This is a genomic window from Rhodoglobus sp. (genome assembly GCF_053580035.1).
The window spans coordinates 1,580,436-1,598,448 of the sequence record NZ_JBMDVL010000001.1 but is presented as its reverse complement, the minus strand read 5'-3'; the positions used below and the strand labels follow the sequence as shown (position 1 = coordinate 1,598,448).

19 protein-coding genes and 2 tRNA genes are annotated in these 18,013 nt (G+C 55.4%); 6 read left to right on the top strand and 15 right to left on the bottom strand.

Going from position 1 to position 18,013, the window contains the following annotated elements; all coding sequences use genetic code 11:
- The first annotated feature begins 42 nt into the window (after window positions 1–42).
- On the top strand, window positions 43–1,767 hold the full coding sequence (gene pknB / locus ACOH1Z_RS07840) for a Stk1 family PASTA domain-containing Ser/Thr kinase (RefSeq protein WP_449647881.1): 1,725 nt from the start codon (window positions 43–45) through the stop codon (window positions 1,765–1,767).
- Between the two features lie 40 nt (window positions 1,768–1,807).
- Here the strand turns inward: pknB and ACOH1Z_RS07835 are convergent, their stop codons facing one another.
- From ACOH1Z_RS07835 to ACOH1Z_RS07825, 3 genes are read right to left on the bottom strand one after another with little or no spacing between them, the layout of a single operon-like run.
- Window positions 1,808–2,443 carry an anthranilate synthase component II gene (locus tag ACOH1Z_RS07835; RefSeq protein ID WP_449647880.1) on the bottom strand — a complete coding sequence of 212 codons (636 nt, stop codon included), beginning with the start codon at window positions 2,441–2,443 and terminating at the stop codon, window positions 1,808–1,810.
- The gene (locus tag ACOH1Z_RS07830) at window positions 2,440–2,598 is read right to left on the bottom strand and encodes a hypothetical protein (RefSeq protein WP_449647879.1); all 159 of its coding nucleotides are present in this window, start codon (window positions 2,596–2,598) and stop codon (window positions 2,440–2,442) included. The genes ACOH1Z_RS07835 and ACOH1Z_RS07830 overlap by 4 nt, the downstream gene beginning before the upstream one ends.
- A complete protein-coding gene (locus ACOH1Z_RS07825) occupies window positions 2,598–3,371 on the bottom strand; it encodes a class E sortase (RefSeq protein WP_449647878.1) in 774 nt (257 codons plus the stop codon). The genes ACOH1Z_RS07830 and ACOH1Z_RS07825 overlap by 1 nt, the downstream gene beginning before the upstream one ends.
- Window positions 3,372–3,452: 81 nt before the next feature.
- Here ACOH1Z_RS07825 and ACOH1Z_RS07820 point away from each other — a divergent pair, with 81 nt between their 5' ends.
- On the top strand, window positions 3,453–3,683 hold the full coding sequence (locus ACOH1Z_RS07820; protein ID WP_449625563.1) for a cell division protein CrgA: 231 nt from the start codon (window positions 3,453–3,455) through the stop codon (window positions 3,681–3,683).
- Between the two features lie 59 nt (window positions 3,684–3,742).
- Here the strand turns inward: ACOH1Z_RS07820 and ACOH1Z_RS07815 are convergent, their stop codons facing one another.
- Window positions 3,743–4,456: a rhomboid family intramembrane serine protease gene (locus ACOH1Z_RS07815; RefSeq protein WP_449647877.1), complete on the bottom strand. Its 714-nt coding sequence runs from the start codon at window positions 4,454–4,456 to the stop codon at window positions 3,743–3,745.
- A gap of 125 nt (window positions 4,457–4,581) precedes the next feature.
- On the bottom strand, window positions 4,582–5,121 hold the full coding sequence (locus tag ACOH1Z_RS07810) for a peptidylprolyl isomerase (protein ID WP_449647876.1): 540 nt from the start codon (window positions 5,119–5,121) through the stop codon (window positions 4,582–4,584).
- Between the two features lie 133 nt (window positions 5,122–5,254).
- Here ACOH1Z_RS07810 and ACOH1Z_RS07805 point away from each other — a divergent pair, with 133 nt between their 5' ends.
- A complete protein-coding gene (locus tag ACOH1Z_RS07805; protein WP_449647875.1) occupies window positions 5,255–5,800 on the top strand; it encodes a hypothetical protein in 546 nt (181 codons plus the stop codon).
- Window positions 5,801–6,046: 246 nt separating this feature from the next.
- Here ACOH1Z_RS07805 and ACOH1Z_RS07800 read toward each other — a convergent pair.
- The 10 genes from ACOH1Z_RS07800 to dnaA all read right to left on the bottom strand — a co-directional run bounded on the left by ACOH1Z_RS07800 (window position 6,047) and on the right by dnaA (window position 16,926).
- Window positions 6,047–6,119, bottom strand: a tRNA-Ala gene (locus ACOH1Z_RS07800).
- Between the two features lie 29 nt (window positions 6,120–6,148).
- A tRNA-Ile gene (locus ACOH1Z_RS07795) sits at window positions 6,149–6,222 on the bottom strand.
- 48 nt (window positions 6,223–6,270) lie between these two features.
- Window positions 6,271–6,678, bottom strand: coding sequence for a DUF3566 domain-containing protein (locus tag ACOH1Z_RS07790; RefSeq protein WP_449647874.1), 408 nt, complete (start codon window positions 6,676–6,678; stop codon window positions 6,271–6,273).
- On the bottom strand, window positions 6,671–9,247 hold the full coding sequence (gene gyrA, locus ACOH1Z_RS07785) for a DNA gyrase subunit A (protein WP_449647873.1): 2,577 nt from the start codon (window positions 9,245–9,247) through the stop codon (window positions 6,671–6,673). The genes ACOH1Z_RS07790 and gyrA overlap by 8 nt, the downstream gene beginning before the upstream one ends.
- Before the next feature lie 59 nt (window positions 9,248–9,306).
- Window positions 9,307–11,304 (bottom strand): DNA topoisomerase (ATP-hydrolyzing) subunit B, encoded by a 1,998-nt coding sequence (gene gyrB / locus ACOH1Z_RS07780; protein ID WP_449647872.1) that lies wholly within the window; start codon window positions 11,302–11,304, stop codon window positions 9,307–9,309.
- A 165-nt stretch (window positions 11,305–11,469) separates the two neighbouring features.
- On the bottom strand, window positions 11,470–11,970 hold the full coding sequence (locus ACOH1Z_RS07775) for a DciA family protein (RefSeq protein ID WP_449647871.1): 501 nt from the start codon (window positions 11,968–11,970) through the stop codon (window positions 11,470–11,472).
- On the bottom strand, window positions 11,963–13,126 hold the full coding sequence (recF, locus tag ACOH1Z_RS07770) for a DNA replication/repair protein RecF (protein ID WP_449647870.1): 1,164 nt from the start codon (window positions 13,124–13,126) through the stop codon (window positions 11,963–11,965). Before recF ends, ACOH1Z_RS07775 begins: the two co-directional genes overlap by 8 nt.
- A gap of 12 nt (window positions 13,127–13,138) precedes the next feature.
- A complete protein-coding gene (gene gnd / locus ACOH1Z_RS07765; protein WP_449647869.1) occupies window positions 13,139–14,035 on the bottom strand; it encodes a phosphogluconate dehydrogenase (NAD(+)-dependent, decarboxylating) in 897 nt (298 codons plus the stop codon).
- Window positions 14,036–14,038: 3 nt separating this feature from the next.
- Window positions 14,039–15,184: a DNA polymerase III subunit beta gene (gene dnaN, locus ACOH1Z_RS07760; RefSeq protein ID WP_449647868.1), complete on the bottom strand. Its 1,146-nt coding sequence runs from the start codon at window positions 15,182–15,184 to the stop codon at window positions 14,039–14,041.
- A 326-nt stretch (window positions 15,185–15,510) separates the two neighbouring features.
- Window positions 15,511–16,926, bottom strand: a complete 1,416-nt coding sequence (gene dnaA, locus ACOH1Z_RS07755; RefSeq protein WP_449647867.1) for a chromosomal replication initiator protein DnaA — start codon at window positions 16,924–16,926, stop codon at window positions 15,511–15,513.
- A 287-nt stretch (window positions 16,927–17,213) separates the two neighbouring features.
- Between dnaA and rpmH the strand changes: the two genes are divergently transcribed.
- Genes rpmH through yidD form a run of 3 tightly spaced genes read left to right on the top strand, consistent with a single transcriptional unit; the run spans window position 17,214 to window position 18,010 of the window.
- Window positions 17,214–17,351, top strand: a complete 138-nt coding sequence (gene rpmH / locus ACOH1Z_RS07750) for a 50S ribosomal protein L34 (RefSeq protein WP_010204566.1) — start codon at window positions 17,214–17,216, stop codon at window positions 17,349–17,351.
- A gap of 9 nt (window positions 17,352–17,360) precedes the next feature.
- Window positions 17,361–17,702: a ribonuclease P protein component gene (gene rnpA / locus ACOH1Z_RS07745; protein ID WP_449647866.1), complete on the top strand. Its 342-nt coding sequence runs from the start codon at window positions 17,361–17,363 to the stop codon at window positions 17,700–17,702.
- Complete coding sequence (gene yidD, locus ACOH1Z_RS07740; RefSeq protein ID WP_449647865.1) at window positions 17,699–18,010, top strand: membrane protein insertion efficiency factor YidD; 312 nt, start codon at window positions 17,699–17,701, stop codon at window positions 18,008–18,010. The genes rnpA and yidD overlap by 4 nt, the downstream gene beginning before the upstream one ends.
- The last annotated feature ends 3 nt before the right edge of the window (window positions 18,011–18,013 follow it).

Sequence of the window (18,013 nt, the reverse complement as noted above, 5' to 3'; positions counted from 1 at the left end):
ACTAGAGCGGTACTTTCTGCAGAGTGAAAAAGGAGCGAACTAGTGAGCGAAGGCGTTGCACAGGGCGTACGCCAGCTCGCTGGGCGATACCAAATTGGCGAGCTTCTCGGCCATGGTGGAATGGCCGATGTTCACCTCGGTATGGATTCACGCCTCGGGCGCCGAGTAGCGATCAAGCTACTCAAGCCTTCACTAGCTAACGATCCTGCCTTCCGCACTCGCTTTCGTCGCGAAGCTCACGATGCAGCAAAAATGGCTCACCCCACGATCGTGCGCATTTTTGATGCCGGCGAAGAGTCGGTCATCGACTCGACCGGACACGAGACGCTCATTCCGTTCATCATCATGGAATACGTCGACGGTCGATTGTTGAAAGACATCGTTGCCGAGGGTCCGCTTGCTCCCGCTGAAGCAACGCGAATTGTGGCGCAGGTGCTTACCGCTCTGGAATACTCCCACCGCGCTGGGGTCGTCCATCGCGACATCAAGCCAGGCAACATTATGGTCACCACGGGCGGCCAGGTGAAGGTCATGGACTTCGGCATCGCGCGTGCCGTCTCTGACTCTGCCGCCACGATTGCCGAGTCCAGTGCCATCGTTGGCACAGCTCAGTATTTCTCTCCCGAGCAAGCACGTGGCGAGAGTGTGGATGCCCGCTCCGACCTTTACTCCACCGGCGTCGTTCTGTTCGAACTTCTCACCGGGCAGCCACCATTTACCGGAGAAAATCCGGTCGCGGTCGCGTACCAGCACGTCAACTCCGAGGCGACGCCGCCAAGCACCTCAACCGCCGCAGTTTCTCCGGCCCTCGACGCAGTTGTGCTCCGTTCGCTCTCGAAGGATCGTTTCGATCGCTATCAGAGCGCTGCCGAGTTCCGTACCGATGTTGAGACTGCGGCTGCCGGTGCTGTTCCTGAGCGCAAGCAGCTGGCTTCCACAGACTTCAATGCCACGCTGTTTGGGGTAAACCCGAACGCCACTGCTGGCAGCGATGCCACTTTCCGCCAGCTCGCTGTTGATCAGAACGATCGCGCACCGCGCACTCAGAACCGCCCACCAGTGGCGTGGATCTGGGGCGGTATCGCGCTCATGACTGTTGTCATCATCGCGGTTGTTGTGTGGGCGTTTAGCTTAGACCCGGCACAACTCGGCGGCACGACCGCAGTGGATATGCCCGATGTTGCCGGCATGACCTACGAGGAGGGCGAGGCTCTTCTCACCGAGCTTGAGCTTGAGCCTAAGCGCGTCAATCAGACCAGTGAAACCATCGACGAGGGTGTCATCATCCGTACCGATCCGGGTCCTGGGCAAACTGTACCCATCGGGCTGCAAGTTGAAGTTGTTGTTTCACAGGGTCGCACTACCGTGACTGTTCCTGACGTCAGCAATATGCAGGAGGCTGCAGCAATTAAGCTGCTTGAGGCTGCAGGTCTCGTCTACGGCACGAGCTCTCAGACTTACTCGCCCAACCTCAAAAAGGGCACCGTCATTAGTTCCGATCCTCGCGGGGATGCCGAACGCACTTCCGATGGATCGATCATCCGCGAGGGTGAGACTGTAAACCTCGTTGTCTCAAATGGTTTGGTGCAGATTCCTTCGGTCACAGGGAAAGATATCGGCGAAGCGAACACGACGCTCACGGCGCTTCAGTTGAGCGTAAAGCTCACCGCAGACTTCAGCTGTTCAGGTAACACGGTCAGCTACCAGTCGATCATCGGCGACCAGCCGCAGAAATCAGAGATCACGCTCCAGTACTGCGCTGGCTAACTCAGCGATTCACGCTGGCACGCTCGTTGCCAGAGGCTTGCTAGTTGTGAACGAGAGGCGTCAACGTCTTGGCCAGTGCGGGAGCATCGGCCATGCCAACCTTCGATAGCCAGTTTCCGAGCATCAGGTATCCACCCTCGGTGAGAACTGACTCAGGGTGGAACTGCACACCATAGACCGGCTGCGATTCGTGCTGCACGCCCATGATCACTCCGCCGGGAGTGCGCGCGGTGATCTGGAGTTCATCAGGCAGCGTGCCATCAACAATCGCCAACGAGTGATAGCGGGTAGCCGTGAATGGTTGCGGCATATCCCGGAAGATCAGGCTGTCGTCATGCTCGATCAGCGAAGTCTTGCCGTGCATCAACTCATCAGCATGAGTAACGGTCGCCCCCAGTGCTTCAGCGATTGCCTGGTGGCCCAAGCACACTCCAAAGAGCGGCTGACCTGAAGCCAGAGCAGCGTGAACGATCGGGATGCTCACCCCGGCATCAGCCGGAGTGCCGGGACCCGGCGAAAGCAGCACGGCGTCGTAGTCAGCTATCGCTGCCGCCGCGTCATCCGCGCTAAAAGCATCGTTGCGCAACACTTCGGTAGTGGCGCCCAACTCAAGGAGATAACCGTTGAGCGTGTAAACAAAACTGTCGTAGTTGTCGATGACAAGAATGCGGGTCACTGTTGCACCGTCGCATCCAGTGAAGTCACGAACGGTAGTGCCCACGGGAATACCCAGGCAAAGAGCACGGCTACAATCACGGCGATCAGCACAAGCAGAATGAGAACGCGGACGAGGGCGGGTCCCGGGAGAACACGCCAGAGGGAAGCGTACATTAGCCAGCTCCTTCACGGTTTTGGGCGATTGCTGCGATCTCGCTTGGTGCGCCTTCCGAGCGCGGATACCACGTGTCATAAACGGCATAGGCGATGATGCGTTCATCAGCGGTGTGAATGGGATTGCAGCTGGTCATTGTCATGAGGCGATCGCTGGCGACAGCGCCATCGAACTGCGGAACAGGGTTGAGAACCCCAACGCCGGATGCCGGAACATACTCGAGCGAGCGGAAAACATAGCGATACCAGCCGGCTTCAGTCTCAACGTAGACGCTGTCACCGAGCTGAAGCTTATTGATGTCAAAGAAGGGGTCACCAAAACCGGTGCGATGGGCGGCGACCGCGAAATTGCCGATCTCGCCAGGCATCTGGGTTCCTACATAGTGCCCGACACCTTGAGTGTTGAGCACTTGCCTCAGGTTGACGCTCTCGGCGATGGGTCGCGCGTAGTCGGCACCGAATCGGGGAACGATGAGAGTTCCGAAGGCCACAGCCTGTGCTGGTGCCTCCGCAACGACGGGTACACCGGGGTCGGCTCTTTCGTCGGGAGCGAGCTTGACCGCTTCACCCTTGTTCCACTCTTGACTGAGCTCGAGGGCATCGTCACGTTGGGCGTTACTCACAACGATGTTGTTTACCCAGGTTTGCCAGACGAGAAAAAGTAGCACGATCACGCCGGCGGTAATGAAGAGTTCGCCAAGGATTCCGATCACGGAGACAGACCGAGATGGCTTCGCGCCGCGGCGCACTCGCCGTCCGTCTTCGAGAACCATACCCACAATTCTACGTGTTGTGACCGCCTGCTTTCCTCGCGGTTGTTCGGCACCCAGGGCGTTCGCGCTAGAATTTCCCTCATGGCCCGTAACTCTGCAGAAAACTCTCCATCACGTCCCGCTGAGGACGCCCCCAACGCGGTCTGGTTCAAGCCCGTCATGTTTGGCTTTATGCTGATCGGCCTCGCGTGGATCATTGTGTTCTACGTCAGCAACCAGCAATTGCCGATTGCGTCGCTCGGCAGTTGGAACATCCTGGTTGGCTTCGGCATCCTTTTCGTTGGATTCCTGATGACCACTCGGTGGCGCTAGAAATTACACGCGTGTAGTTATACCCAGTGTTAATAAACCTGTGGATAACTTTTAGTCACTTATAGAACGAAGATCCGCACGAGGGTCAGGGCCACTAATCCGGCGCCGACGAGTGCTACGAGAGCGATCTCGGGAATCGATGATGTCTTGTTGCGCTGGCGCAAGAAGACAAGGGCGAGAATCGCTCCAGTCACGAGACCACCGACGTGGGCTTCCCACGAAATATTAAGTCCGGGGATGAAGCCGGCGACGAGGTTGATCGCGAGCACGATCAGCAATACGCGGTTGTTCACACCCATTCGACGCTGAATGACGAAGAACGCAGCAACGATTCCGAAAATTGCTCCGGATGCTCCGAGCACGACTGACGCCGGTGCGATCAGTAGCACTGCCACTGATCCTCCCAGGGCGCTGATCAGGTAGAGAGCGAGGAATCGCGCGCGCCCAAGCGGGATCTCTAACGCCCTACCGAAGATGAATAGCGTGAACATGTTGAATCCAACATGGAAGATCGAGCTCGGCGAGTGAAGGAATGCCGACGTGATCATTCGCCACGGTTCTGAGGCGGTTAGCGGTGGGTAGTAGACCAGAGCTTGAGTCACGCCGCTGCCAGGGATGAGCTGAAGCAGGAAGATCGCTACGGTGAGTGCTATCAGCGTGTAGGTAACTACCGGCTTGCCCGTAGACGCACGAGCTGCTCTGACGAGAACGGGCTTGCGTTTTGGTCCGTTGGCACGGGCCTCTGCGATGCATTCGGGGCAATGTACGCCCACAGCCGCCTGTGTTTGGCAGCTGGGGCATACCGTGCGCCCGCATCGCTGGCATAGCGTATAGCTCTGCCGATCTGGATGCCGATAGCAATAGTTGCCGCTGGCATCCGGCGATGAGGTCACGAAGTTTAGACCTCGTCGATCGTGACACTCTCGATGACAACGTCGGTGAGTGGCTTATCGCCACCGTCGGTGTCGACGGCTTCAATCGCGTCGACGACCTTGCGTGAATCGTCATCGGCCACGGCGCCGAAGATGGTGTGCTTGCCCTGCAACCACGGGGTAGCAACGGTAGTGATGAAGAACTGCGAACCGTTGGTTCCCTTTCCTCCACGCGTGCCGGCGTTTGCCATAGCAAGAATGTAGGGGGCTGAGAAGTTGAGCTCGGGGTGGATCTCGTCGTCGAAGTTGTAGCCGGGGCCGCCGATGCCCTTTCCCAGTGGGTCGCCGCCCTGGAGCATGAACTGCTTGATGATGCGGTGGAAGATCACGCCATCGTAGAGAGGCGCTGTAGTCTTCTGACCGGTGGCGGGATGCGTCCATTCGATGTCGCCCTTGGCGAGACCAACGAAGTTTGCAACGGTCTTCGGCGCGTGGTTGCCGAAAAGGTTGAGACGGATTTCTCCGAGATTTGTCTTGATAGTGGCAACTGCGGTGTGTTGAGACATAAGGTCAATTCTTACATAGCCAACCTGTGCCTATGATCCGGGTTACTCAGGGTGCTCACAGCCAAAGCAGTGCGCACACAGAACCCGGCGTGGCAGTATGGAATAACTGTTCGACCATCTTTGGAGGTTTCCCGTGGCACTAACTCGCAAACGCCGGAAAGAACTCAAGCGCTTAAAGGGTCAAGCTGAAGACCTGTGGAGTGACCAGCGAGAATTGCTGGAGCATGCTTCCGCTGTCGTACGTGAGGCGAGCCATCAGGCCGCCAACTACGCTCGCGAAGAGGTCAGCCCCAAAATTCACGACACTCTCGACTCACGGGTGAAGCCTGCGGTGTCGTCGTCGATCGCTGGTGCCCGCTCAGCGGCCGAAAGCACCAAGAGCAAGATCAAGGGCGATGTTCTGCCTGCTGTGACGTCAGCGCTCGGCACAGCGCTTGCCGCACTTGAAGTAGCCAAGAACCAGCAGGTTCGGGATGCTTTTGCTCGCGTATCGGGCTTGGCAGTAACCGCTGGTGAAAAGACTGGCATCGTCAAGCCTCAACCCAAGTCAGCAGGCTTCGGTCGCTACATCCTGATCGGCATCGGAGTTGTCGCAGCGGTTGGCGTCGCCTACGCCGCTTGGCAAACTTTGCGCGCCGATGACGACCTATGGATCGACGACGAAGCAGAGGCTATCTAGCCTCCACTCCACCCGGCGAAGATTGCCGCTGGCTCACCCACGGTTGAGCCCAAACCTCTTAACGAGTTCAGGCCCGGTTCATTTCGAACCGGGCCTGAACTCGTTTCGGGCGAAAACCTAGGCGAGGCCGTCGTGAGCGAAGGAAACTCCGCGTTCATGACTTGTCCGTTCACCCACCGCGCGAGCCTTGGCAGAAACGCAAAAACCCCGGCCAGATGACTGGCCGGGGTTTTCGTTGTCGTGCTGTGGAGCCTAGGGGAATCGAACCCCTGACCTCCTGCTTGCAAAGCAGGCGCTCTACCAATTGAGCTAAGGCCCCAATTAAGGAATCTCTTGTGAAGATTCCAGTGGGGGTACGTGGACTTGAACCACGGACCTCTTCGTTATCAGCGAAGCGCTCTAACCGCCTGAGCTATACCCCCGTTGGGCAGATACGAGAGTATCGCATTCTGGCCGTTTGACGTAATCGACTAGTTGTTAGTGAAACCCACGAGGATTCCACCGGTCAGTCGCACGCTGAAGTTATAAAGCATACTCGCAATCGCACCCAACGCTGTACCAACCAAAACGTTCAGAATTGCGACGACGAAGGAGAATCCAGCAACCTGGGCGAGCGAGAAACTGGTCGCGACGCTAAAGCTCTCATCACTGAGGATGTCGCGGAAGATCTCGTCTACTTTTCCGAAAATTCCTGTGGAGTTCAGAACGATCCACACCAACATCGATGCGACAACAAGAACAATTCCGAGTGATACTGCCACCAAGAACGAGAACTTTACAGCCGACCAGAAGTCGACGTAAACCAGCTTGAGTCGTACTTGTTTAACCGATGTTTGACGTTGCGACTTGCGCTGCAACTTCTCTGCGACACTACTCATCTACCGACTCGTCCTTCCCAGCAGGGGCATCTTCGCTCAGAACGCTACCGTCTTGAGCTTCAAGTTCTTTATTTTCTAGATTTCGTTCGCTGTTTCGTGCGATCGCAATGATCTTGTCTTCGGCTGCGAATCGAGCGAAGACAACGCCCATAGTGTCACGGCCCTTGGCCGGAACCTCAGCGACAGAAGAGCGTACCACCTTGCCACTGGCAAGAACCACAAGAACTTCGTCGTGGTCTCCGACCATCAAAGCACCAGCCAAATCGCCTCGTGCGCCGTCGAGTTTGGCGACCTTGATACCCAAGCCACCACGACCCTGAACGCGGTATTGATCCGCTGAAGTGCGCTTCGCAAAGCCGCCCTCAGTAACGACAAAGACGTAGCCACTCTCGGGAACAACACTCGCACTCAGCAAGCGGTCATCCTCACGGAAGCTCATACCCATCACACCGGACGTCGATCGACCCATTGGTCGAAGTGCCTCATCGGATGCCGTGAAGCGAATCGACATTCCCTTGCGAGAAACCAGCAGAACATCGTCGCTGCTCTCAACGAGCATGGCCGAGACGAGTTCATCTCCCTCACGCAGGTTCACGGCGATGATTCCACCACTGCGGTTGGTGTCGTACTCGGCAAGAGCAGTCTTTTTGACGAGACCGTTGTGAGTAGCCAATACGAGATAGGTGGCTGTCTGGTAGTCGCGGATGTCGAGGATCTGTGCAATTTCTTCACCAGGCTGCAGTGCCAAGAAGTTGGCAACGTGCTGGCCCTTGGCATCCCGACCGCCCTCCTGCAGTTCGTACGCCTTTGCCCGATAGACGCGACCGGTGTTGGTGAAGAACAGCAACCAGTGGTGCGTCGTGGTGACGAACAGGTGGTCGACGATGTCATCCGCCCGAAGCTGGGCACCCTTGACTCCCTTGCCACCCCGGTGCTGGCTGCGGTAGTTGTCGCTGCGGGTGCGCTTGACGTACCCGCCGCGAGTAACGGTGACCACCATCTCCTCTTCGGGGATGAGATCTTCCATGCTCATGTCGCCGTCGAAGCCCATCATGATCTCGGTGCGGCGATCGTCACCATACTTCGCGAGCAGGTCAGTAAGTTCTTCACTAACGATGTCGCGCTGGCGTTGTTCGCTCGCAATGATCGCTTTGAACTCGACAATTTCGAGCTCAAGAGCATCATGCTCGTCGGTGATCTTTTGACGCTCAAGCGCGGCGAGTCGACGCAGTTGCATGTCGAGAATCGCGCGGGCCTGAATTTCATCAATCTCAAGAAGCTTGATGAGTCCCTCGCGGGCATCCTCTACTGTCGCCGAGCGACGAATCAACGCGATGACCTCGTCGAGGGCATCGAGAGCCTTGAGATAGCCGCGCAGAATGTGAGCTCGCTCTTCGGCCTTTCGCAGGCGGAAGGCTGTGCGGCGAACAATGACTTCGATTTGGTGAGTAGCCCACGCGGTAATAAAGCCATCGATCGATAGCGTGCGCGGAATGCCATCCACGATCGCGAGCATGTTCGCGCCAAAGTTTTCCTGCAGCTGCGTGTGCTTGTAGAGGTTATTGAGAACAACCTTCGCTACAGCATCTCGCTTCAGCACGATGACGAGTCGCTGGCCGGTGCGACCTGAGGTCTCATCCCGGATGTCGGCAATGCCGGCGAGCTTGCCGTCCTTGACGAGGTCGGCAATTTTCAGTGCCAGATTGTCAGGGTTTACCTGGTACGGAAGCTCGGTGACGACGAGGCAAGTGCGACCCTGGAGCTCTTCAACATTGACAACGGCACGCATCGTGACCGAACCACGGCCAGTGCGGTACGCATCCTGAATACCTTTGATGCCCAAGATCTGCGCACCGGTCGGAAAGTCTGGCCCCTTGATGCGCTGAATGAGCGCTTCAATGAGTTCCTCTTGTGAAGCCTCGGGGTGAGCCAAGTGCCAGAGAGCACCTTCGCCGACCTCACGAAGGTTGTGTGGCGGAATGTTTGTGGCCATACCGACCGCGATTCCCACTGAACCGTTGACGAGCAGGTTCGGGAAACGGCTCGGAAGAACCGTCGGCTCCTGAGTGCGGCCGTCATAGTTGTCTTGGAAGTCGACGGTGTCTTCTTCAATGTCCCGCACCATTTCCATAGCAAGCGGGGCCATCTTGGTTTCGGTATAACGGTGGGCAGCAGCGCCGTCGTTTCCGGGTGATCCAAAGTTTCCCTGGCCAAGGGCCAGTGGGTAGCGAAGACTCCACGGCTGCACCAAACGAACGAGGGCGTCGTAGACCGACGAGTCACCGTGCGGGTGGAACTGGCCCATGACATCACCGATAACACGGGTGCACTTGGAGAAGCCCTTATCTGGGCGGTAGCCACCGTCATACATCGCGTAAATAACGCGACGGTGCACAGGCTTCAATCCATCGCGCACTTCAGGAAGCGCACGGCCCACGATGACGCTCATTGCGTAGTCGAGGTAGGAGCGTTGCATCTCCAACTGGAGATCAACCTGATTGATCTTGTCGTGACGCGTGTCTACGGGTGCGTCTTCGAAGGTCTTCTTCGGAGTTTCTTCGTCAGCCATTAAGTTTCAGTTCCAGTCTGTGTCAGTCGCGAATGCGGGCGCCGTGTGCTCTGCTCGAGCTAGATGTCGAGGAAGCGGACGTCTTTGGCGTTGCGCTGGATGAAGTTTCGGCGAGACTCAACGTCTTCGCCCATGAGAGTCGAGAAGATTTCGTCAGCTGCTGCTGCGTCATCCAAGGTGACCTGAAGCAATGTGCGAGTAGCGGGATCCATCGTGGTTTCCCACAGTTCCTTGTAGTCCATCTCACCAAGACCCTTGTACCGCTGGATGCCGTTGTCTTTGGGCATGCGCTTTCCTGCCGAAAGGCCCATCTCGGTGAGAGCATCGCGCTCAGCATCGCTGTAGACGTATTCGTGCTGGGCGTTGCTCCACTTGAGTCGGTACAACGGCGGCTGTGCGAGATAGACGTAACCCAAATCGATGAGCGGGCGCATGTAGCGGAAGAGGAGAGTCAGCAGCAACGTGGTGATGTGTTGTCCATCAACATCAGCATCGGCCATCAAAACAATTTTGTGGTAGCGAGCCTTCTCGGGATCGAAGTCTTCACCAACACCGGCACCGAATGCCGTGATCATGGCTTGGACCTCGGCATTGCCGAGCGCGCGATCGAGACGAGCCTTTTCTACGTTGAGGATTTTGCCTCGCAGCGGGAGGATCGCCTGGAATTCTGGGTTGCGACCCTGAACGGCTGAACCACCTGCCGAGTCACCCTCGACCATGAAGATTTCAGAGAGTGACGGGTCTTTGCTCGAGCAGTCGCGCAGCTTTCCGGGCATTCCGCTCGATTCAAGCAGTCCCTTACGACGAGTCTGTTCGCGCGCCTTGCGGGCGGCAAGTCGTGCTTGGGATGCCTGAATGGCCTTGCGAATAACATCGCGGGCCTGCGTGGGGTTGCGATCAAACCAGTCCCCGAGCTGCTGGCCGGCGATGCGCTGAACGAACGCCTTCGCTTCGGTGTTGCCGAGCTTAGTTTTGGTCTGGCCTTCGAACTGCGGTTCGCCGAGTTTGATGGAGATAACTGCGGTCAGACCTTCACGAACATCGTCACCGGAGAGATTTTCATCCTTTTCCTTGATGATGTTCTTTTCGCGGGCGTAACGGTTAACCAGTGTGGTTAGTGCGGCGCGGAAGCCTTCTTCGTGGGTTCCGCCTTCGTGGGTGTTGATCGTGTTTGCGTAGGTGTGAACGCTTTCGGTGTAGCCGGCAGTCCACTGCATGGCCACCTCTAGCGAGATGCGCTTCTCGGTATCTTCCGATTCAAAGGCGATGACATCCGGATGAATGAGCTCGTTCTTCTTGGCTTTATTCAGGTATTCGACGTAGTCGACCAGACCGCGCTCGTACATGTAGCTCTCGACGACTTCTTCATCGTCGGGACGCTCGTCGGTGATCGTGATGCGCAGACCCTTGTTGAGGAAGGCCATCTGCTGAAAACGTGCACGTAGAGTTTCGAAATCAAACTCGACGGTCTCGAAAGTCTCTTTGCTCGGCCAGAACGTTTGCTGCGTTCCGGTTTCTTCAGTGCTCTCGCCCTGGGTTAGCGGTCCAACGGGAACACCATTGGCGAAACTCATTCGCCAGACATGTCCTTGACGGCGAACTTCAGTGTCAATCTCAGCCGACAATGCGTTCACAACAGAAATACCCACGCCGTGGAGTCCACCGGAAACTGCATAGCCGCCTCCACCGAATTTTCCGCCGGCGTGCAGCATTGTCATGACAACTTCGACCGTGGACTTCTGTTCCTGCTGGTTCAGATCAACAGGAATTCCTCGACCGTTGTCTCGCACTCGAATGGAGCCGTCTTTTCGGATCCACACGTTGATCGTGTCGCAGTAACCGGCCAGAGCCTCATCGACAGAGTTGTCGACAACTTCATAGACGAGGTGGTGTAATCCACGCGGGCCAGTGGAACCGATATACATTCCGGGGCGTTTGCGAACCGCTTCAAGACCCTCAAGGATCTGGATTTGATCGGCACCATAGCTATCAGCGGCAACATGACCGTTGGCAATGATCTGGCTCTCGGGCACGTCGTTTTCGGGCGTCGATGTCATCTGAAGTTAGGCTCCTGCCGCTAGTTCACACTCGCCATTCAGAGCTGGTACTCCAGAAGGAGGTGCGTCTGACGGCTTCAGATATTCTAACAAATTCCGAGAGCCTACGACGGTCAAATTGCGTTCTACGGGAGTTTCTTTAGTGACGTGACCTATTTTGCCTTGTTAGCCGTAAGTATCGCGCGGGCCCCGGCCTGGAATTGATCTGGGGCCTCTTTTCCAAGAAGGGGCGTTGGGGCCCTCAAAGCGCACGGTGTCTACACCTGCTTCTGGATACTGCTGCGCGATCGTCGTAGAGATCCGTGAACGCATCAACCTCAGCTGTGTTGCCCACGCAGTCGAATCACAGCGCACAGTCAGTACACCCTCTTCAATACCAACCGGTTCAGAATGCTCCGCTGTTTCTTCACCGACGATTTGTGGCCAACCTAACAACAATTCCGAACGGGCAAGCGGAGAACTCCACCCCATACTGTTCGTCAGGCTATCCATAACATCCCCAAGTCCGTGGGGATCACGTCCTGGTGCAAACGGAACACTTGTTCCCGGCTCTTTCTTGTCACGCTTGCGTGCCATGTACGAGCGTTTCGATGGGTCACCGAAAACCTCGCGAAATCTCAAATAGACCGCAACGTGTTCGTCAACGGCGGGATCGCGATCATTCATCTGTGACAACCTCACCAGCGCGGATCCGCACAACGTTCGCGGCAAGTTGCTCGGGAACATCACCAAAAACTGCTGCCGTGATGAGTACCTGCTCAAAATTTGAGATTGAGGCCGCAAGTCGTTCCCGACGCGATTGATCAAGCTCAGCAAAGACATCATCCAAAATCAGGACCGGATCGCCGGCAGATGATTCGCGGCGCAATAGTTCGGCTGAAGCAAGTTTCAGAGCAAGGGCAAAAGACCATGACTCACCGTGACTTGCGTAACCGCGTGCCGGCAGCCCGTTTAGCCCAAAGATCAGGTCATCACGATGTGGGCCGACGAGAGTAATCGCACGGTCTCTCTCTGCTTTTCTCACCGACTCCAGGGCTGCGGTGAATGCCGTCGTCGCGTCAGCGACCGAAATTATTTCTCCAACCTCATTAGTTGCCACGGCACTGTCTTGATCATCTTGACGCGAAATGATGCTGAGAGAATTCGCCAACGAGGCACCATGATCCGCACCAACAATTCGTTCGTAGGACTGCGAAACCTCAGGACTGAGATCAGCAACAAGCGCACTTCTGGCGCTGATAATTTCTGATCCAAATTCGATAAGGCGTTCATCCCACACATCAAGCGTGCTCAGCTGTGCGTCACGGATTCCTGACGCGCGAGCAGATTTCAACAGCATGTTTCGCTGCTTCACCACTCGCTCATAGTCCGACATCACTCCACTGAACCGTGGCGAACGCAAAACAAGTAGGTCATCAATAAACCTGCGACGGCCGGAAGGTTCCCCACGCACGAGAGCGAGATCTTCAGGCGCGAAGAGAACGCTGGAAAAATATCGAGGAAGCTCTCGCGTTCGAATGGCGGAGCGATTAATCTGTGCGCGATTGGCACCACTGCGATTGATCTGCACTTCAGCCAAGAATTTTCGTTCATTGTGTTCAAGGCGAACTCGAATGATCGCGGCATCCGTATTTTGACGAACCATGGCGTGGTCGGTTGAGACCCGATGGGAACCGAGAGTGCTGAGAAATCCCAGTGCCTCAACCAAATTGGTCTTTCCTTGACCATTCGAGCCGACAATGAGGGTTGGGCCAGAGGTGAGTTCTAGGCCAAGAGACTCGTAATTACGAAAGTCTTTGAGTTCAACGTGGGTAACAAGCATCGCCGTCGAAGCTTAACTCTTGCGGACGCTATGCCCACCGAACTGATTACGGAGAGCGGCAACAGCCTTCATCGACGGTGAATCCTCTTGACGTGAAACGAATCGAGCAAAAATTGCGGCGCTAATAGTCGGCACAGCAACAGCCTGATTGAGCGCTTCGTGCACGGTCCAGCGACCCTCCCCAGAGTCTTCGACATATCCGGCTATGTCGGCGAAATCAGGATCTTCTTCGAGTGCTTTCACGAGAAGTTCAAGCAACCACGAGCGAACGACGGTTCCGCGCTGCCACGCCTTGAACGAACCTGGCACGTCTTTCACGAGATCTTTGCGGCTATCGAGAAGTTCGAAACCTTCAGCCCAGGCCTGCATTAGGGCATATTCGATACCGTTGTGAACCATCTTGACGTAGTGTCCAGCTCCGACAGGACCGGCGTGAACAAATCCTTCATCACGGGGGCCTTCAGGGCGAAGGGCATCAAATATTGGCATTGCTCGTTCGATATCGGATGCTTCACCACCGGCCATGAGCCCGTATCCGTTTTCGAGGCCCCAAATTCCGCCTGACACCCCAACATCCACAAATGCGATGTTGCGGGTTGCAAGCTGCTCGCGATGAATTTCATCATCAGTAAATCGAGTGTTTCCACCATCGATCACTAGGTCTCCGGAATCGAGAAGACTTTCCACATCTGTAATTACAGAATCTGTGACCGGGCCAGAGGGAACCATTACCCAGATGATCCGCGGCGCTGGCAGCGCGTCCACCAGATCGGAAAGTGTCGCGACGTCGCTGACTTCAGGGTTGGGATCATATCCAGTGACGGTGAGCCCTTTGGCTCGCATACGCTCACGCATATTGCCGCCCATTTTTCCCAGGCCAATAATTCCAATGTGCGTGGTGTTGCTCATGTGTTACCTCAACAACAGGTTTGGCTGCAGCAAATACTTGTAGTTGTCACTCCCCGGTTGGTCTTTCGACGACTGGCTAGTGATGAGAACGGGGCCCGGCTTATTGGGGTTTTCCGTCTTCGTGAAGGAAATGCGCACAAATTCGGAGTGAACAGAACTGAGACCATCGATCAGGAATTGAGGCTTGAGTGAAACAACGGTGTCATCGCCGGTCAAGAATGCATCAATCGTTTCGGAGGCTTGAGCCTGCTCAGATCCGATGGCCTCAAGAGTGACACCTTCAGTCGTGAAAGTGAATCGGAGAGCTGCTTCACGCTCAAGTACCAGTGATACTCGGCGCACTGCTTCGATGAGTTCCGCGGTATTCATGACCGCAAAGTTGTCCACAGTTTCAGGGAACAAGCGACGCACCGGTGGGAAGTTCCCTTTGATGAGCAACGACGTCACAGTTTTCTTATCCGCCTGGAAAGCGATGAGCTCTCGCTCATCTGTGCTCGTGATGGCTACGGAAATTTCACCGCTGTTCGCGAAAGTCTTTCCGATCTCGACCAGCGTCTTCGCAGGAACAAGAGCCGTAGCAGATTCGACTCCGGATTCCCCGGCGTTCCACTCGATGTCCCGCACCGCAACGCGATAGCGGTCGGTGGCTACGAGCGAGATGTTGTTTTCAGATACTTCAAGTTGCACTCCGGTAATCACCGGGGTGACATCATCTCGTGACGCTGCAACTGCAACTTGAGCGATCGCTGCCGAAAAGAGATCTGCCTTGAGAGTTCCCACACGGTCAGATATTTGAGGAAGAGTCGGGTACTCCTCGACCGGCATGCTCGAGAGCGTGAAATGTCCTGTGCCGCAGGCAACGGTAATTTTGTTGTCTTCGGTGCTAAAACGCACTGGTGCATTGGGTAGTCGGCTGGCAATTTCTGCGAGAAGCTTGCCAGAAACCAGCACTCGACCTGGTTCATCAACATCAGCGGTGATCTGGGTTCGAGCAGAAACTTCGTAGTCGAAGGATGACAAAGTCAGACCCTCATCGGTCGCTTCAATCAGTACACCGCTCAAAATGGGCAGCGTCGTGCGCTGCGGCAGCAGTTTGACTGCAAACGAAACCGCCTCGCTGAAGACATCACGATTGACCTGAAACTTCATGAACCACCCCTAACCGGATCAAGCTCTGGCCGTTAATACTGGCACAGCCGATCCACTTGCGAACCACAGGTTATTTGGGATTCAAATTTCATTCTTTAAAGGTCACACTCTTAACCACTGTGGATTGTGTGAATAACTCATCAGATTTCTTGTAACTACTGGAAACTACATCCGTGTGACTTGTTGAGGAGACGGGGATAAATGTTCAGTTGGCAGGGGAAACTCGAATGACAAGAATTCGCAATTCCACAGAACGAGTCTGTAGTTCAACAATCTTTCCGGCGAGTTGAAAGAGTTATCCCCAAGTTATCCCCAAGTGGAATTAGCTAACTTTTTCCAAATCGATGGTTCTGTTTGATGCGACTGGTGAGTTCAGTGACCTGGTTGTAGATCGAGCGGCGTTCTTTCATGAGCTCAGTAATCTTCTTATTCGCGTACATCACGGTTGTGTGGTCGCGATTACCGAAGAGTTGCCCAATTTTCGGCAACGAGAGGTTAGTCATCTCCCGACACAGGTACATCGCGATCTGGCGAGCTGTTGCTACTGCTTGTGAGCGGGAGGAGCCATACAGGTCATCTACTGTGAGCTTGAAGTAGTCAGCGGTGTGATTGATTATGTCGACGGGTGCAATCACATTGTCGTCGTCGAGGGTGATGAGATCTTTCAACACGGTCTGAACGAGGGCCATATCAACCTCGGTGCGGTTGAGGCTAGCGAATGCGGTGACTCTAATCAGAGTTCCTTCGAGCTCGCGAATGTTTGACGAGACCTTCGATGCCATGAATTCGAGGATGTCGTTTCCGACCTGCATCTTCTCGCTCTGAGCTTTCTTGCGAAGAATGGCGATCCGAGTCTCAAGGTCTGGCGCTTGAACATCAGTGATCAGACCCCATTCAAAGCGTGACCGCATCCGGTCTTCGAATCCGGTGAGGTGTTTAGGAGGCAGGTCGCTCGTGATGACCACTTGCTTGTTGTGATCGTGCAACGTGTTAAAAGTGTGAAAGAACGCTTCTTGAGTGGAGTCTTTCCCTTGCAAAAACTGGATGTCGTCGATCAACAAAATGTCAATCTCTCGGTAGCGAGACTGAAATACCGACGCCCGGTTATTGGCAATCGAGTTGATGAAGTCGTTGGTGAATTCCTCTGAGCTCACATAACGTACGCGGATGCCCGGGTACAGGCTCTGGGCATAATGGCCGATTGCGTGGAGAAGGTGGGTCTTACCTAACCCCGATCCTCCGTAAATGAAGAGGGGGTTATACGCCTTAGCCGGCGCTTCGGCCACAGCGACCGCTGCAGCATGAGCGAATCGGTTTGATCCACCAATTACGAAGTTGTCGAAACTGTATTTCGGGTTTAGGCGAGAGTCACTTCGTCTCGGGGCCGACTGCTCGATCGGCTTTTGTGGTGTTGGCTCGATATAGGGCTGCTCGGTGTGAGGTATTTGTTGAGAAAGAGCATCCTGTTGGATATCTGGATTAACCACGGTGGCGAAGTTGTTGATGGCGTGTTCGTCACTGAGCAAACCGATAGCGTCGAGAAGAGGCTGGCGCAGTCGTTGTTCAAGCATCCCGCGGGTGAGTTCATTGGGAACTTCGAGATACAGAGTTCCTGCCATGACACCCTTGGGCTCAACCAGGCTGACGAATCCCTGAAGTTGTGGCGTAATTCGCTCATCTCCATCGAGATGTCCGAGAACCTCGTGCCACAGCTCGTTAGTCGGGTCGGGTGTTTCCGACATTTCTTCCCCATCCCTTGGTGCTATTTACTCACAGGCTTATCCACTGCTGAGTACAGCTATTCTCGCTGATTTACTGGACTTTATACGCCGTTGTGCACTGACTCTCACCTTAGTTGTCCACAGCATGTCGTTACCAATAACGATGTATTCTGTGTGGATAATGCGCCGTTGTACAAAGTGTGGTTTGACCGCATGGGTTTAACGCCGTAGTTTTAATCAGTTGACTTCCGGCCCTTGGGCCTTCTAATTCTTCCCGGCTGCCAGAGCTGGGCCTTGGAGATATAGCTATGAGCAAGAGAACTTTCCAGCCAAACAACCGTCGTCGTGCGAAGGTTCACGGTTTCCGTTTGCGTATGCGCACCCGTGCAGGCCGCGCGATCTTGGGCGCTCGTCGTCGCAAGGGACGCACCGAACTCTCCGCCTAGCCTCGTCCGGTGTTGTCTAAGACCAACCGCGTGACGCATCCGAGTGACTTTCGCTTGGCTGTTCGTCGGGGACGTCGTTATGCAGCACCGCACTTAGTTGTCCACATTGTGGATAACAAGCGATCCAACAGTGTGCGCTTTGGCTTTATCGTTTCCAAAGCTGTAGGCAACGCGGTAGTACGAAATCGTGTTCGTCGCAGACTTCGCGCGGCGGCCGCGCAACTTCTCCCGAACATTCCTAGAAGTTCGGACATCGTGGTTCGTGCGCTGGCAGGTTCTGAGCATACGGAGTGGACTACGCTACAGGCTGAGATCGCAGAAGGGATTGACCGCATCGTGGTGAAGGCATGAAGTCTCTCGTTACGTTTGCGCTGCTCCTTCCGCGGAACGTCTGTGTCTTCATTCTGCGTATTTACCGAGCTGTCATCTCACCTCTCTATGGTGATGTTTGCCGGTATTACCCGTCGTGCTCTCATTACACTCTTCAAGCCATCCAAGAGCACGGTGTTTTCCGTGGGGTGTGGCTTGGTTCCCGTCGTATTCTCCGCTGCCACCCGTGGGCTGAGGGCGGAATCGACGACATACCGGCTCGACGGCATGACCGTTATCAGATCACCAGGTTCGGCTTTGTGATAGCCGCAAGCCACGAAAGGGGCTAACCA

What these genes read in the sequence shown, in the direction of transcription:
- ACOH1Z_RS07825 (WP_449647878.1), bottom strand. Translation starts at nt 3,371, where the DNA reads ATGGTTCTCGAAGACGGACGGCGAGTGCGCCGCGGCGCGAAGCCATCT.
- gyrB (WP_449647872.1), bottom strand. Translation starts at nt 11,304, where the DNA reads ATGACATCGACGCCCGAAAACGACGTGCCCGAGAGCCAGATCATTGCC.
- dnaN (WP_449647868.1), bottom strand. Translation starts at nt 15,184, where the DNA reads ATGAAGTTTCAGGTCAATCGTGATGTCTTCAGCGAGGCGGTTTCGTTT.
- ACOH1Z_RS07820 (WP_449625563.1), top strand. Translation starts at nt 3,453, where the DNA reads ATGGCCCGTAACTCTGCAGAAAACTCTCCATCACGTCCCGCTGAGGAC.
- recF (WP_449647870.1), bottom strand. Translation starts at nt 13,126, where the DNA reads ATGCTTGTTACCCACGTTGAACTCAAAGACTTTCGTAATTACGAGTCT.
- gyrA (WP_449647873.1), bottom strand. Translation starts at nt 9,247, where the DNA reads ATGGCTGACGAAGAAACTCCGAAGAAGACCTTCGAAGACGCACCCGTA.
- yidD (WP_449647865.1), top strand. Translation starts at nt 17,699, where the DNA reads ATGAAGTCTCTCGTTACGTTTGCGCTGCTCCTTCCGCGGAACGTCTGT.
- dnaA (WP_449647867.1), bottom strand. Translation starts at nt 16,926, where the DNA reads ATGTCGGAAACACCCGACCCGACTAACGAGCTGTGGCACGAGGTTCTC.
- ACOH1Z_RS07790 (WP_449647874.1), bottom strand. Translation starts at nt 6,678, where the DNA reads ATGAGTAGTGTCGCAGAGAAGTTGCAGCGCAAGTCGCAACGTCAAACA.
- ACOH1Z_RS07830 (WP_449647879.1), bottom strand. Translation starts at nt 2,598, where the DNA reads ATGTACGCTTCCCTCTGGCGTGTTCTCCCGGGACCCGCCCTCGTCCGC.
- rpmH (WP_010204566.1), top strand. Translation starts at nt 17,214, where the DNA reads ATGAGCAAGAGAACTTTCCAGCCAAACAACCGTCGTCGTGCGAAGGTT.
- ACOH1Z_RS07775 (WP_449647871.1), bottom strand. Translation starts at nt 11,970, where the DNA reads ATGAATGATCGCGATCCCGCCGTTGACGAACACGTTGCGGTCTATTTG.
- ACOH1Z_RS07810 (WP_449647876.1), bottom strand. Translation starts at nt 5,121, where the DNA reads ATGTCTCAACACACCGCAGTTGCCACTATCAAGACAAATCTCGGAGAA.
- gnd (WP_449647869.1), bottom strand. Translation starts at nt 14,035, where the DNA reads ATGAGCAACACCACGCACATTGGAATTATTGGCCTGGGAAAAATGGGC.